Source organism: Roseburia sp. MSJ-14, assembly GCF_018918225.1.
GTDB lineage: Bacteria > Bacillota > Clostridia > Lachnospirales > Lachnospiraceae > Petralouisia.
In genome coordinates this window covers 104,592-119,268 of record NZ_JAHLQD010000005.1, presented here as the reverse complement: position 1 = coordinate 119,268, position 14,677 = coordinate 104,592, and the positions used below count along the sequence as shown (strand labels likewise).

The 14,677-nt window shown below is 37.9% G+C and carries 15 protein-coding genes; 14 read left to right on the top strand and 1 reads right to left on the bottom strand.

Annotated elements, in window-relative coordinates:
• Positions 1 to 95 precede the first annotated feature (95 nt).
• The 6 genes from glpK (at position 96) to efp (ending at position 4,162) form a co-directional block, all read left to right on the top strand.
• The gene (gene glpK, locus KQI83_RS00905; RefSeq protein ID WP_216553977.1) at positions 96 to 1,592 is read left to right on the top strand and encodes a glycerol kinase GlpK; all 1,497 of its coding nucleotides are present in this window, start codon (positions 96 to 98) and stop codon (positions 1,590 to 1,592) included.
• A 60-nt stretch (positions 1,593 to 1,652) separates the two neighbouring features.
• Positions 1,653 to 1,901: a YlmC/YmxH family sporulation protein gene (locus KQI83_RS00900; RefSeq protein WP_216553976.1), complete on the top strand. Its 249-nt coding sequence runs from the start codon at positions 1,653 to 1,655 to the stop codon at positions 1,899 to 1,901.
• Positions 1,902 to 1,972: 71 nt separating this feature from the next.
• A complete protein-coding gene (nrdR, locus tag KQI83_RS00895) occupies positions 1,973 to 2,425 on the top strand; it encodes a transcriptional regulator NrdR (RefSeq protein WP_216553975.1) in 453 nt (150 codons plus the stop codon).
• 100 nt (positions 2,426 to 2,525) lie between these two features.
• Positions 2,526 to 3,035 carry a YqeG family HAD IIIA-type phosphatase gene (locus tag KQI83_RS00890; protein ID WP_216553974.1) on the top strand — a complete coding sequence of 170 codons (510 nt, stop codon included), beginning with the start codon at positions 2,526 to 2,528 and terminating at the stop codon, positions 3,033 to 3,035.
• A gap of 13 nt (positions 3,036 to 3,048) precedes the next feature.
• The gene (rpiB, locus tag KQI83_RS00885; RefSeq protein ID WP_216553973.1) at positions 3,049 to 3,498 is read left to right on the top strand and encodes a ribose 5-phosphate isomerase B; all 450 of its coding nucleotides are present in this window, start codon (positions 3,049 to 3,051) and stop codon (positions 3,496 to 3,498) included.
• 106 nt (positions 3,499 to 3,604) lie between these two features.
• Complete coding sequence (gene efp, locus KQI83_RS00880; RefSeq protein ID WP_216553972.1) at positions 3,605 to 4,162, top strand: elongation factor P; 558 nt, start codon at positions 3,605 to 3,607, stop codon at positions 4,160 to 4,162.
• A 92-nt stretch (positions 4,163 to 4,254) separates the two neighbouring features.
• Here efp and KQI83_RS00875 read toward each other — a convergent pair whose 3' ends face one another.
• Positions 4,255 to 5,145: an AraC family transcriptional regulator gene (locus KQI83_RS00875; RefSeq protein WP_216553971.1), complete on the bottom strand. Its 891-nt coding sequence runs from the start codon at positions 5,143 to 5,145 to the stop codon at positions 4,255 to 4,257.
• A gap of 147 nt (positions 5,146 to 5,292) precedes the next feature.
• On the opposite strand from KQI83_RS00875, the gene KQI83_RS00870 reads away from it, so the two are divergent.
• The 8 genes from KQI83_RS00870 (at position 5,293) to KQI83_RS00835 (ending at position 14,676) form a co-directional block, all read left to right on the top strand.
• Complete coding sequence (locus tag KQI83_RS00870) at positions 5,293 to 6,207, top strand: sugar phosphate nucleotidyltransferase (RefSeq protein WP_216553970.1); 915 nt, start codon at positions 5,293 to 5,295, stop codon at positions 6,205 to 6,207.
• A gap of 46 nt (positions 6,208 to 6,253) precedes the next feature.
• Positions 6,254 to 7,366 carry a phosphotransferase enzyme family protein gene (locus KQI83_RS00865; protein ID WP_216553969.1) on the top strand — a complete coding sequence of 371 codons (1,113 nt, stop codon included), beginning with the start codon at positions 6,254 to 6,256 and terminating at the stop codon, positions 7,364 to 7,366.
• A gap of 204 nt (positions 7,367 to 7,570) precedes the next feature.
• Positions 7,571 to 8,587 (top strand): UDP-glucose 4-epimerase GalE, encoded by a 1,017-nt coding sequence (galE, locus tag KQI83_RS00860; RefSeq protein WP_216553968.1) that lies wholly within the window; start codon positions 7,571 to 7,573, stop codon positions 8,585 to 8,587.
• Positions 8,588 to 8,896: 309 nt separating this feature from the next.
• Complete coding sequence (locus KQI83_RS00855; RefSeq protein ID WP_216553967.1) at positions 8,897 to 10,063, top strand: cell wall hydrolase; 1,167 nt, start codon at positions 8,897 to 8,899, stop codon at positions 10,061 to 10,063.
• Positions 10,064 to 10,405: 342 nt separating this feature from the next.
• On the top strand, positions 10,406 to 11,590 hold the full coding sequence (locus KQI83_RS00850) for an acetyl-CoA C-acetyltransferase (RefSeq protein WP_216553966.1): 1,185 nt from the start codon (positions 10,406 to 10,408) through the stop codon (positions 11,588 to 11,590).
• An 82-nt stretch (positions 11,591 to 11,672) separates the two neighbouring features.
• Positions 11,673 to 12,512 carry a 3-hydroxyacyl-CoA dehydrogenase family protein gene (locus KQI83_RS00845; protein ID WP_216553965.1) on the top strand — a complete coding sequence of 280 codons (840 nt, stop codon included), beginning with the start codon at positions 11,673 to 11,675 and terminating at the stop codon, positions 12,510 to 12,512.
• A 52-nt stretch (positions 12,513 to 12,564) separates the two neighbouring features.
• The gene (locus tag KQI83_RS00840) at positions 12,565 to 13,719 is read left to right on the top strand and encodes an acyl-CoA dehydrogenase (RefSeq protein WP_216553964.1); all 1,155 of its coding nucleotides are present in this window, start codon (positions 12,565 to 12,567) and stop codon (positions 13,717 to 13,719) included.
• Between the two features lie 171 nt (positions 13,720 to 13,890).
• Entirely contained in the window at positions 13,891 to 14,676 is a 786-nt protein-coding gene (locus KQI83_RS00835) for an electron transfer flavoprotein subunit beta/FixA family protein (RefSeq protein WP_216553963.1), read from the top strand.
• Position 14,677: the final 1 nt, after the last annotated feature.

Here is a 14,677-nt window from a genome sequence, read left to right as displayed (position 1 = left end):
TGAATGTATTATAACGTTTACAAGTAGAAGTTACAAGGAAAAAGCAAATGCAATATAAATATTAGAAGAAAATAATGTTGGAGGAGAATTTTACAATGGGAAAATACGTTATGGCACTAGATGCCGGAACAACAAGTAATAGGTGTATTCTTTTTAATGAAAAAGGAGAAATGTGCAGTATAGCACAGAAAGAATTTACACAGTATTTTCCGAAACCGGGTTGGGTAGAACATGATGCAAATGAAATTTGGTCTACACAATTAGGGGTTGCAGTTGAGGCAATGCAGAAAATTGGGGCTTCGGCAGAAGACATTGCGGCAATTGGAATTACGAATCAGCGGGAAACTACAATCGTATGGGATAAGAATACTGGAGAACCGGTATATCATGCAATTGTATGGCAGTGTCGTCGAACATCAGACTATTGTGATTATTTAAAGGAAAAAGGACTTACAGATGAATTTCGACAGAAAACAGGCCTTGTGATAGATGCTTATTTTTCCGGTACAAAATTAAAATGGATTTTGGACAATGTAGAAGGAGTAAGGCAAAGAGCAGAAAAAGGAGAATTGCTTTTCGGAACAGTTGAAACATGGCTTATCTGGAAATTAACCAAAGGTGAAGCACATGTAACGGATTATTCCAATGCTTCTCGTACCATGTTGTTTAATATCAATACCTTAGAGTGGGACAAGGATATATTAAAAGAATTAAATATTCCGGAATGTATGTTGCCGGAGGCAAAGCCTTCCAGTTGTATTTATGGGATGGCAGATTCATCTTTCTTTGGAGGTTCTATTCCGGTTGGAGGAGCAGCAGGGGATCAACAGGCAGCCTTGTTTGGTCAGACTTGTTTCAAGCCGGGTGAAGCAAAAAATACATATGGAACAGGATGTTTTATGCTGATGAATACAGGAGAAAAGCCGGTATTTTCTAAAAATGGTTTGGTAACAACAATTGCATGGGGCATTGACGGAAAGGTAAATTATGCTTTGGAGGGGTCTATATTCGTAGCAGGAGCAGCAATTCAATGGCTGCGTGATGAGCTGAGAATCATTGATAATGCAGCAGATACAGAAGTTATGGCGAGAAAAGTAGAAGATACCAATGGGTGTTATGTAGTTCCGGCATTTACCGGTTTGGGAGCACCTCACTGGGATCAATATGCAAGAGGAACCATTGTAGGAATTACACGAGGAGTAAATAAATATCATATTATTCGCGCTACATTGGAGTCTTTGGCATATCAGACAAATGATGTACTTCAGGCAATGCGAGCAGATTCGGGAATAGAGCTGGATTCCTTAAAGGTAGATGGTGGAGCAAGTGCGAATGATTTCTTAATGCAGACACAGGCAGATATTATTAACGCTCCGGTAAATCGACCTTCCTGCGTAGAAACAACCGCCATGGGAGCTGCATATCTGGCAGGACTTGCAGTAGGATATTGGAAGAGTAAAGAGGATGTTATTAAAAATTGGGCAATTGATAAAACCTTCCAGCCAAAGATTTCCCACGAAGTAAGAGAGAAAAAAATTAAGGGCTGGAACAAAGCAGTAAAATATTCCTATGGATGGGCAAAGGAAGATTAGGAGAAATATTATGCACCAATAGCTCTCATTTGCATAGAATAAAGTAAGGTGAGGGATATTATGCGTATTTGTGAATTAAGAGAAAAAGAAGTCATTAATATTTGTAACTGCGAATGTCTTGGATTTGTGGTAGACGTTGATATTGATGAGTGTACCGGTTGTGTGCGGGCACTTATTATACCACGTTGCGGTAAAATGTTCGGATTTATGGGAAAAGGAAATGATTTGATTATTCCCTGGAGCAAAATTATTAAAATCGGACCGGACATCATATTGGTAGAATTGCCAGAACCTAAGCCACCAAAGTAAAAAATTGGTTGACAATAATTGGAAGCAAAGATATACTAAAACCAAATATGAGAACGTAGGAGGAAAGCTTGATGAAGTGTCCGTTTTGTAGCAGTGATAATACGAGAGTAATTGATTCCAGACCAGCGGATGATAATAGCTCTATTCGAAGAAGACGTTTGTGTGATGATTGTGGGAAACGTTTTACTACTTATGAAAAAGTAGAGACAATACCACTGATTGTCATTAAGAAAGATAATAACAGAGAACAGTATGACCGTGCAAAGATAGAAGCAGGAGTGCTGCGGGCATGCCATAAGAGACCGGTTTCTGTAAATCAGATTAATAAGCTGGTAGATGAAGTGGAAATAGAGATTTTTAATCGAGAAGAAAAAGAGCTCTCCAGTTCTGAAATTGGTGAAATCGTTATGGATAAGTTAGAAGAATTAGATCCGGTAGCATACGTTCGATTTGCATCCGTGTATCGAGAATTTAAGGATGTAAATACATTTATGAATGAATTAAAAAAGATTTTGGATAAATAATAAAAAGAAGAATTCTGCATGACAGGATTCTTTTTTCTTGCACAAAAAGGAATGGAATGTTATACTTGCAAAGGACAAAACCAAGGTACAGGAGAAATATATGTTAAAGAGATTTTATCCAGGCGAATATTTAGAATCTGCTTATAAAATCGATTTTGCAAAATTATATGCAGAAGGTTATCGTGGAATTATTTTTGATATTGATAATACATTAGTTCCACATGGTGCTCCGGCAGATGAGCGTGCAAAGGCATTGTTTGAGTCGTTAAAAAAGATGGGCTTTCAGTGTTGTCTGTTATCAAACAACAAAGAGCCACGCGTAAAGATGTTTAATGATGCGGTGCAGGTAAACTATATTTTTAAAGCTGGGAAACCTAAGGCTTCCGGATATCAGCAGGCAATGAAAATAATGGGAACCAACCGAGAAAACACCTTGTTTGTAGGAGATCAGATTTTTACAGATGTGTATGGTGCAAATCGTGTGGGAATCCGAACAATACTTACACAGCCGATACATCCAAAAGAGGAAATACAGATTGTATTAAAACGATATCTGGAGAAAATAGTGTTGTTCTTTTATAAGAAGAATCAGAAAAAGCAAAAGAAGTAGAAAGGGATTAAAAATGAAAATTGCAATAGGAAATGATCATGCGGCTACAGATTTAAAAATGGAGATTATGGAATATGTAAAGGGATTGGGACATGAAGTAATCAATTTTGGCACAGATGGATATGAAAGCTGTAATTATCCGGAATTCGGTGAAAAAGTAGGACGTGCTGTAGTATCGGGAGAAGCGGACTGCGGAATCTTAATTTGCGGTACAGGTGTTGGAATTTCAATGGCAGCAAATAAGGTAAAGGGAGTACGTTGTGGCGTATGTTCAGATGTTACTACTGCACATTTGATAAAAGAACATAACAATGCCAATATCATTGCATTTGGTGCAAGAATTGTAGGAAATGAGTTGGCAAAAGATATTGTAAAGTCTTATCTTGAAGCAGAATTTTTAGGTGGAAGACATCAGAAAAGAATAGATATGATTACGGAAATTGAGGAAAAAGAATATCAGTAATCATTGTAACTTGATAAAAAAAGGTTGAAATATATATACATTTAGTATAAAATGGAAGAAGTGTTGGGCGGGATGCGCCCATAAGTAGGTTAAGGAGGAAATTCGAATGATTTCAGCAGGAGATTTTAGAAATGGTATTACGATAGAATTAGATAATAACATTTACCAGATTATTGAATTCCAGCATGTAAAACCAGGTAAAGGCGCAGCCTTTGTTAGAACTAAGTTAAAGAATATTAAGAGTGGCGGTGTAGTAGAAAAAACTTTCCGTCCTACAGAAAAATGTCCTCAGGCTCGTATTGACAGAGCGGACATGCAGTATTTATATTCCGATGGTGATTTATATCACTTCATGGATGTAGAGACTTATGAGCAGATTGCTTTAGATGCAGAGACTATTGGTGATGCATTGAAGTTCGTAAAAGAAAATGAAATGGTTAAAATGTGTTCCCATAATGGAAACGTATTTGCAGTAGAGCCACCTCTGTTCGTAGAATTACAGATTACAGATACAGAGCCAGGATTCAAGGGTGATACAGCTACCGGAGCAACAAAGCCAGCAGTTGTAGAAACAGGAGCAACTGTATATGTACCATTGTTCGTAGAGCAGGATGACGTTATTAAGATTGATACCAGAACAGGTGAATATCTGTCCAGAGTATAATAGACGAATTTTAAGAGTCCCAGAACTGTTGGTTCTGGGACCTTTTTAATATCAGAAAATACCGTGTTACATTAAAGTATGAAAGTTATTTGTTACTTTTCCGAAATAGCTTTTATGGAAAGGGCATATTCTGACGGACTCATCCCGGAAATCTTTTTAAACTGTCTGGAAAAATAGTGGATGGAAGTATAACCCAAAACATCTGCAATCTGTGTAAAATTCATATTTTTTTCTCGAATCAGTTCTTTTGCATAATTGATTTTCAGGCGTGAAAAATAATCAATAATGCCGGAGCTGCATTTGTCATGGAAAAGTTTTTGTAATTGAGAGCGGCTAAGAAGATTGTCGTGACAAATTTGGTCAATAGTTAAAGAATCACAAATATGAGTGTTCATATAAGCAAGGATGTGGGAAAAGGTTTCCTCATCCTGTTTTAATTTTATAGACTTCGTGAGAAAATTGCCGGTATTATCAGAGAAAGCACTACGATATAAGGAAATTAAAAATTGTTCTAAGGATAATTGTATCATTTGCTCTGCTCCGGAAATCTGTTGTGAAGCTGGGTCCAACCCCTTAGTATAAGGATTATTTAAAGGGGTAGAAAAAGCACCTGGAGCTTCTGCAATAATAGTAGCTAACAGATTCCGTTCCCGTTCCTTTAGTGAAAAAATGCGATTTTCAAAAAAACGCATAGCGGGTGAATGACAAACAAAGGAAATTACCACTAAATTAGGCGCAACAATACCGTTAGTTGTAACTGCGTGAAATTGGTTCGGCTGGTGGAAAATAATATCCCCTTTTTTTAATAGATAAGTGTTGCTGTCGGCAGTAACCGTTACTTCTCCCTTGTCCACGCAAAGAAATTCCCAAAAGTCGTGAGATTCACCGGGAAAAACAAAGTCTGTATCATATTCAAAATAATGGATTGTAACAATTTGCGAAACATCAAACAGCTTAGAAAACGAATGTTTATAAAAATCCATAAAAGCTCCTTTCCAGACGTTACTTTATAAATATATAGTAACATACAATTGTGCAAAAAAGCAAAAAAATTGTGCAAATACAGAACCTTTTTTTTATATTATCATGTTATAGAACAAAAGGATAATTACCTTAAGGAGGGTATTTCAATGAACAAACCAGTATTAGTGATTATGGCAGCAGGAATGGGAAGCAGATACGGAGGATTAAAGCAGATAGATCCGGTAGATGCACAAGGCCATATTATCATTGACTTTTCCATATATGACGCAATTGAGGCAGGATTTGAAAAGATTATTTTTGTTATCAAGAAGGCAAATGAAAAAGCATTTAAAGAAGTGATTGGAAAACGTGTAGAGAAGAAAATTCAGGTAGAGTATATTTATCAGGAGTTAGAGAAACTTCCAAAGGGATATCACATTCCGGAAGGCAGAGAAAAACCATACGGAACAGGCCATGCCATTTTATGTTGTAAAGATATAATTGATGGGCCGTTTGTAGTAATCAATGCAGATGATTATTATGGAAAGAATGCATATAAAATGATTTATGATTATCTGGTAAATCATCAGGATGAGGAAAAATATCGATATGCTATGGTAGGATATGCATTAAAAAATACATTGACCGATCATGGGTATGTAGCAAGAGGTGTGTGTGAAATAGATAAGGCAGGATTTTTAACAGACATTCACGAACGTACTCATATTGAAAAAAGAGATGGAGGAGCTACATATACAGAAGATGATGGCGCAACATGGCATGAACTTCCAATGGAAAGTACCGTTTCTATGAATATGTGGGGATTTTCCAAAAGTATTTTAAAAGAATTAGAAAGTGGATTTAAAAAGTTCTTAAGAGAAGAATTGCCAAATAATCCATTAAAAGCAGAATATTTCCTGCCGTTTGCGGTAGATGAGTTGTTACAACAGAAAAAAGCAAGTGTACAGGTATTGACTTCGGCGGACAAATGGTATGGAGTTACCTATAAAGAAGATAAAGCTATGGTAGTAGAGGCAATTGCCGGGTTGAAAAAACAAGGACGATATCCGGAAGAATTTTAAACAACATCGAAGGGCATAATCCGAATCAGAAGGAGAAGGATTAAAAATGGATGTAAAACAAGAAAAATTAGAAAAAAAGGCATTGGAAATCACAAAAGAATTTCAAATAGGGGAAACTGCAAAAACGGCAACGGTATACGGCAGTGGACACATTAATGATACCTTTTTAATAGAAGGAGAAAAACGTTATATTCTTCAACGAATGAACCACAATATATTTCCAAATCCGGAAGAAGTGATGGAAAATATTATGGGAGTTACCGTTTTTTTGAAAAAGAAGATTCAAAAGGCCGGGGGTGACACAAAAAGAGAAACATTAACGGTAATACAAACCAAAGATGGAAAGGGATTTTACTTAGACCGGGATGGAGAGTATTGGCGGATGTATCATATGATAGAAGATGCCATAAGCTATGACAAGGCAGAAAATCAGCAGATTTTTTATGAAAGTGCAGTGGCATTTGGAAAGTTTCAACAAATGTTGTCAGATTATCCGGCAGAGACGTTGCATGAGACAATTTCAGGTTTCCACGATACAAAAGCGCGTTATCAGGTATTTGAAAAAGCGGTAGAGGAAGATAGTTGTGACAGAGCAAAAGAAGTGGCAGCAGAAATTGCATTTTTTAAAGAGAGAAAAGAATTATCTAAAGTACTAGGAGAAATGCAAAAGAAGGGAGAATTGCCCCTTCGTGTAACTCATAATGATACCAAGTTGAATAATATCATGATAGATAAAAAGACCGGAAAAGGTATTTGTATTATAGATTTGGATACGGTAATGCCGGGACTGGCAGTAAATGACTTTGGTGATGCAATTCGGTTTGGTGCAAGTACGGCAGCAGAAGACGAAAGAGATCTGTCAAAAGTAAGGTGTGATTTGCAACTGTTTGAACGGTATGTACAAGGGTTTTTGGAAGGATGTGCAGGAAAATTAACGAAAAATGAAATTGCAATGCTTCCAATGGGCGCAAAAGTCATGACTTATGAATGTGGGATGCGTTTTTTGACGGACTACCTGCAAGGAGATGTCTATTTTAAGATTCATCGTGAAAAACAAAATTTAGATCGTGCCAGAACACAGATACAGTTAGTACGAGATATGGAACAAAAATGGAGTCAAATGGAACAGATTGTGCAGCGGTATAAAAATAGCAAGTAAAAGTTTACTGAAAAGACAAGTAAAGTTTATACAGTTTTACTAAAAATAAATGAAAAAGTGGGAAGAAAAAACGGAAAATATAGGTAAAACGTAGAAAATGGAAAATCTGTTTTGCAAGCGTTTTCATGGGTTTTTAGGTGTGCTATAATGTGCGTAAAGACAAAAGTTTTGCTAAACATATCATAATTTTGAGGAGGGAATTTTATGGCAATTTTAGTAACAGGTGGAGCAGGATATATCGGAAGTCATACTTGTATTGAATTAGTAAATGCAGGATATGATGTGGTAGTAGTGGATAATCTGGTAAACTCCAGTGAAGAAGCAGTAAAAAGAGTAGAGCAGATTACAGGCGCAACAATTCCGTTTTATGAAGCAGATATTCTGGACAAAGACGCATTGAATAAGATTTTTGATAAAGAAAAAATTAACAGTGTTATCCATTTTGCAGGATTAAAGGCAGTAGGAGAATCTGTGGTAAAACCATTGGAATATTATTATAACAACATCACAGGAACTTTGGTATTGTGTGATGTAATGCGCAATCATGGTGTGAAAAATATTATTTTTTCCTCTTCTGCAACTGTTTACGGAGATCCGGCAATCATTCCGATTACTGAGGAATGCCCAAAGGGTGAGATTACCAATCCTTATGGAAGAACCAAGGGAATGTTAGAGCAGATTTTGACAGATTTACATGTAGCAGACCCTGAATGGAATGTGATGTTACTGCGTTACTTTAATCCAATCGGAGCACATGAGAGTGGATTGATTGGAGAAGATCCAAAGGGAATTCCAAACAATTTGGTACCTTATATTGCGCAGGTGGCAGTTGGAAAGCTGAAATGCCTTGGTGTATTCGGAGATGACTACAATACACCAGATGGAACCGGAGTGAGAGATTATATTCATGTAGTAGACCTTGCCAAGGGACATGTAAAGGCATTGAAGAAAATCGAAGAAAATTCCGGAGTAAGTATTTATAATCTTGGAACAGGAATTGGATACAGTGTATTGGATGTGGTAAAGGCATATGAAAAGGCTTGCGGTAAAGAGATTCCATATGAAATTAAGCCAAGAAGAGCAGGGGATATTGCAACCTGTTATTGTGATGCTTCTAAGGCAAAACGTGAACTGGACTGGGAAGCAGAATACGGAATTGAGCGTATGTGCGAGGATTCCTGGAGATGGCAGAGCATGAATCCAAACGGATACAGAAAATAGAAAATAAAAAAACAGAAAACGTGTAGCGTATGATAGCAGACCTGAAAGAATATGGAAGTTAAGTTGTATTCCCATATTTTTTCGGGTCTTTCATTTATGTAATAGGAAATTACGTCCTATTACATAAAAAACGCTCCGCTAAGGAAGCACACCTCGCGGAACCGAAATTAGTCGAAAGCGGCACCGCTCGGGCGCGAAAGAGTCCGACAAGCGGACTCTTTGTTCTATCAATAGTTGATAAAAGTGAAAAGACTCTTGCAAAAAAGAAACATGCAAGATATGATAAAGAAAAACGAAAAGGAGCATATTATGCGTAAAGTAATAAAGAAAATTACGGCAAGTGCTTTGGTGATACTTTTGATGTGTGGATTGTGGGGGCAGACAATTCAAGCAACACAAGAACAGATAGATGGTGTCAAAGAAAATATAGATGATTTAGAAGAAAAGCAAAAAGAAGCACAAAAACAGGCGGAAAGTTATGCGGATTCTGCGGATAGTTTAACCGGAGATTTAAAAACATTAAATGATAGTCTGGCACAGGCAACTCAGGCATTAAACGAAACAGAAGAACAGTTAGCAAATACACAAACAGAATTAGAACAGACCAAAGTTGATTTGGCAGCAGCGCAGGAACAAGAACAACAGCAGTATCAGGCAATGAAAAAGCGTATTCAGTTTATGTATGAAATGGATACAGAAAGTATGATGGAAATACTCATGGAATCGGAGAGTATTGTAGATTTTCTGAACCGAGGAGAATACATTATAAGTATCCATGATTATGATCGGAAAATGCTGGATGTTTATCAGGCAACGAAGGAAGAGATTGCCACCAAAGAACAACAGTTAGAAACGCAAGGAGCACAGCTTAGTGCACTACAACAGCAGGAAACAGAAAAGAAACAACAATTAGCAGCGCTGGTAGACAGCACCTCGCAACAATTGGTGGCAGCAAAACAACAGTTAGAGGTAGCGAAAACAGATGCAGCAAACTATGAAGCGGAAATCGAAAGACAGAAAGCATACGAAGAACAATTAGAGGCGCAAAAGGCGGCGGAAGATGCAGCAAGGTTAGCTGAAATTCAACGCCAGGAAGAAGAAATGAAGGAAAATACACCGGATACTACACCAGTAGAGGCAGATACTTCAGAACAGGCTCTGTTGGCAGCTTTGATTCAATGTGAAGCAGGGGGAGAAAGCTATGAAGGAAAGTTAGCTGTGGGAAGTGTGGTGATTAACCGCTTGAGAAGTTCTCATTTTCCAAACAGTATTGCAGGAGTAATTTATCAGAGTGGTCAATTTTCACCCGTTGCCAGTGGACGTTTTGCAACGGTTTTAGCAGAAGGAGCAGATGAATCCTGTGTGCAGGCGGCAGCAGAAGTGCTGGGGGGAAGAATTACAGTGGATTGTCTTTATTTCCGAAGAAATACAGGAGACATACCGGGGATTGTTATCGGAAATCATGTTTTTTATTAATACAATATAAAAGGTTGAAAAGGTCGGTTGTTGTGCATAATAGACAAAAATCGACCTTTTTTCTACGGAAAACCCCAGGGAGAATGATAAAAATATAACAAAGTCTCACAAAAAAGGAAGGGAAAAGCAGGGGTGTGGGAAAGGGGCAAAAGAGTAAGATTTTCCTTGCAATTTGGAACTAGTTGTGCTAGGATAAAGTTATCCCAGGAATGAAGACGATGCCTGTTTCCTTTTTTTTTAACAAAAGATTGTTAAAAAAATAACATACATTGTGAGAGGAATCACACATTGGCTTCAGCGGAAGAGTTAGATACATATTATTTAGAAAAAGGAGACGAAGAAATGGCAAAGAAAGTAGTTTTAGCAGGCGCATGTCGTACCGCAATCGGTAAAATGGGCGGAGCATTAAGCAATACTCCAGCAGTTGATTTAGGTGCAATTGTAATTAAAGAAGCATTAAACAGAGCTGGTGTTAAGCCAGAACAGGTTGATGAAGTAATGATGGGATGTGTTATCCAGGCAGCACAGGGACAGAACGTTGCACGTCAGGCTTCTATCAAGGCTGGATTACCAATCGAAGTACCAGCATTTACATTGAACGTAGTATGTGGTTCCGGTTTGAAATGTGTAAATGAGGCAGCAAACATGATTATGGCAGGACAGGCAGATATCGTGGTTGCAGGTGGTATGGAAAACATGTCTATGGCTCCATATGCTATGACAAAAGCCCGTTTCGGATATCGTATGAATAATGCAACAATCATCGATACCATGGTAAACGATGCATTAACAGACGCATTTAATCACTACCACATGATGATTACAGCAGAAAACGTATGTGATAAATACGGAATTACAAGAGAAGAATTAGATGAGTTCTCTGCAAACAGCCAGCAGAAATGTGAAAAAGCTATTGCAGAAGGAAAATTCGATGACGAAATCGTACCAGTTCCTGTAAAAGTTAAGAAAGAAACTGTTATGTTCGCAAAAGACGAAGGACCTCGTGCTGGCACAACAGCAGAATCCTTAAGCAAATTAAGATGCTGTTCTGGAAAAGAAGGCGGATTAGTTACAGCTGGTAATGCTTCCGGTATCAATGACGGTGCAGCAGCAATCGTTGTTATGAGCGAAGAAAAAGCAAAAGAACTTGGTGTTACACCAATGGCTACATGGGTAGCTGGAGCACTTGGCGGAGTTGAGCCAGAAATCATGGGTGTTGGACCAGTTGCATCTACAAAGAAAGTATTAGAAAGAACAGGTCTTTCTATTGACGATATGGACTTAATCGAAGCAAACGAAGCATTCGCTGCTCAGTCTATCGCAGTTGCAAGAGATTTGAAATTCGATATGTCTAAAGTAAACGTAAACGGTGGAGCAATCGCATTAGGACATCCAGTAGGAGCTTCCGGATGTCGTATCCTTGTTACATTATTACACGAGATGCAGAAGAGAGACGCTAAGAAAGGTCTTGCAACACTGTGTATCGGTGGTGGAATGGGCTGCTCTACAATCGTAGAAAGAGACTAATTCAAAATTAAAGAAAGTAATAACGCAGGTGCCCTTTTGGACACCTGCTCAAGTTATAAAACAATAAGGAGGAATCAACAAGATGAAAGTTGGTATTATTGGAGCAGGAACCATGGGTTCCGGAATTGCACAGGCATTCGCACAGACAGAAGGATATGAAGTATTCTTGTGTGATATTAATGATGAATTCGCAGCAAATGGTAAAAAGAAAATTGCAAAAGGATTCGAAAAGAGAATTGCAAAAGGAAAAATGGATCAGGCAGCAGCAGATGCAATCTTAGCTAAGATTACAACAGGAACAAAAGAAATCTGTACTGACTGTGATTTAGTAGTAGAAGCAGCTTTGGAAGTAATGGATGTTAAAAAACAGACATTCAAAGAATTACAGGATATCGTAAAGAAAGATTGTATGTTTGCAACAAATACATCCTCTCTTTCTATTACAGAAATTGGTGCAGGACTTGACAGACCAGTTATCGGTATGCATTTCTTCAACCCGGCTCCAGTTATGAAATTAGTAGAAGTTATCAAAGGTGAAAACACACCAGACGATATGAAAGCTAAAATCGTTAAGATTGCTGAAGAAATTGGAAAAACTCCAGTAGAAGTAAACGAAGCAGCAGGATTCGTAGTAAACAGAATCTTAATCCCAATGATTAACGAAGCAGTTGGTATTTACGCTGACGGAGTAGCTTCTGTTGAAGGTATCGATACAGCTATGAAATTAGGTGCTAACCATCCAATGGGACCTTTAGCATTAGGTGATTTAGTAGGACTTGATATTTGTCTTGCAATCATGAACGTATTATATGATGAAACAGGTGATCCAAAATACCGTCCACATCCACTTCTTAAGAAAATGGTTCGTGCAGGTAAATTAGGACAGAAGACTGGAATCGGATTCTACGATTACTCTAAGTAATCTGCAAAACTTAGGTTAAAATAATAAATTAGAATAAAGGAGTGTTAAAATCATGGATTTTTCTTTAGATAAAAAACATGAAATGGCGAGAACTCTGTTCAGAGACTTCGCTGAAACAGAAGTAAAGCCTCTCGCACAGGAAGTTGATGAAACAGAAGTTTTCCCACAGGGAACCGTTGATAAAATGGCAAAATACGGCTTTATGGGAATTCCAGTGCCAAAAGAATATGGCGGACAGGGATGTGATCCTTTAACATACGTTATGTGCGTAGAAGAGTTATCTAAAGTGTGTGCTACAACAGGTGTTATTGTATCTGCACATACATCTCTTTGCATTGACCCAATTATGACTTATGGTACAGAAGAACAGAAACAGAAATATGTAGTACCTCTTGCAAAAGGTGAAAAACTTGGCGCATTCGGTTTAACAGAACCAGGTGCTGGTACAGATGCTCAGGGTTGCCAGACTAAGGCTGTATTAGATGGTGATGAATGGGTATTAAACGGATCTAAGTGCTTTATCACAAATGGTAAAGTTGCAGACGTTTATATCGTAATCGCAATTACAAGTGTTACAGAAGATAAGAGAGGAAGAAAGAAAAAGAACTTCTCCGCATTTATCGTAGAAAAGGGAGCTCCAGGATTCTCCTTCGGAACAAAAGAAAAGAAGATGGGTATCCGTGGTTCTTCTACATATGAATTGATTTTCGAAGACTGCAGAATTCCAAAAGATGCATTATTAGGACCAGAAGGAAAAGGATTCCCAATCGCTATGCATACTTTGGATGGTGGACGTATCGGTATTGCATCTCAGGCACTTGGTATTGCAGAAGGTGCATTAGAAAGAGCAATCGAATATACAAAAGAAAGAAAACAGTTTGGACGTTCTATCGCTCAGCAGCAGAATACACAGTTCAAGTTAGCTGATATGGCTGCAAGAATTGAAGCTGCACAGTTATTAGTATACAAAGCTGCTATGGCAAAAGCTACTCAGAAAGTATATTCTGTAGAAGCTGCAAAAGCTAAATTATTCGCAGCTGAAACTGCAATGGCTGTAACAACAGAGGTTGTTCAGTTATTTGGTGGATACGGATATATCAGAGAATACGATGTAGAGCGTATGATGCGTGATGCTAAGATTACTGAAATCTACGAAGGAACTTCTGAAGTTCAGCGTATGGTTATCTCTGGTGCATTATTAAAATAGTCGCGATAAGCAAAAGAGAATGGAGCAATAAAATATGAGTCATGCTTGCATGAGCGAATATTTTAGGGTGACATTCAAAGCGCAACGCGCCTGAGGAAACACGAAGTGTTTGCGAAGGTTTTGCTTATTACTAAGCAAACAATAAAAAATAAAAACAAGGAGTGAAATACCGTGAAAATAGTTGTATGTGTAAAACAGGTACCAGATACAAAAGGCGGAGTTAAATTTAATCCAGACGGTACTTTGAATAGAGCTGCAATGCTTACTATTATGAACCCAGATGATAAAGCTGGTTTGGAAGCAGCACTTAGATTAAAAGATCAGTACGGTGCAGAAGTAACTGTACTTACCATGGGTCTTCCAAAGGCTGATGAAGTTCTTCGTGAAGCATTAGCAATGGGTGCAGATAAAGGAATTCTTGTAACAGATAGAGTATTAGGTGGAGCAGATACATGGGCTACATCTACTACAATCGCTGGTGCAATCAGAAATCTTGAATATGATTTAGTTATCACAGGACGTCAGGCAATCGATGGAGATACTGCTCAGGTAGGACCTCAGATTGCTGAACATCTTGGACTTCCAGTAATTTCTTATGCACAAGATATTAAAGTAGAAGGAGATTCTGTTATTGTACAGCGTCAGTATGAAGACAGATATCATGAGTTAAAAGCAAAAATGCCTTGCTTAATTACAGCATTATCTGAATTAAACGAGCCACGTTACATGACTCCAGGCGGAATCTTTGATGCATATGATAAAGAAGTAACCGTATGGGGAAGAGCAGACTTAAAGGATGTTGATGATGCAAACCTTGGTCTGAAAGGATCTCCAACAAAGATTGCAAAAGCATCTGATAAAGTTCCAAAGGGAGCTGGAGAGATGTTAGCAGGTGATTCTCCAGAAGAATTAGTTAACGCTTTAGTTGGAAAATTCAAAGAGAAACATATTATCTAGT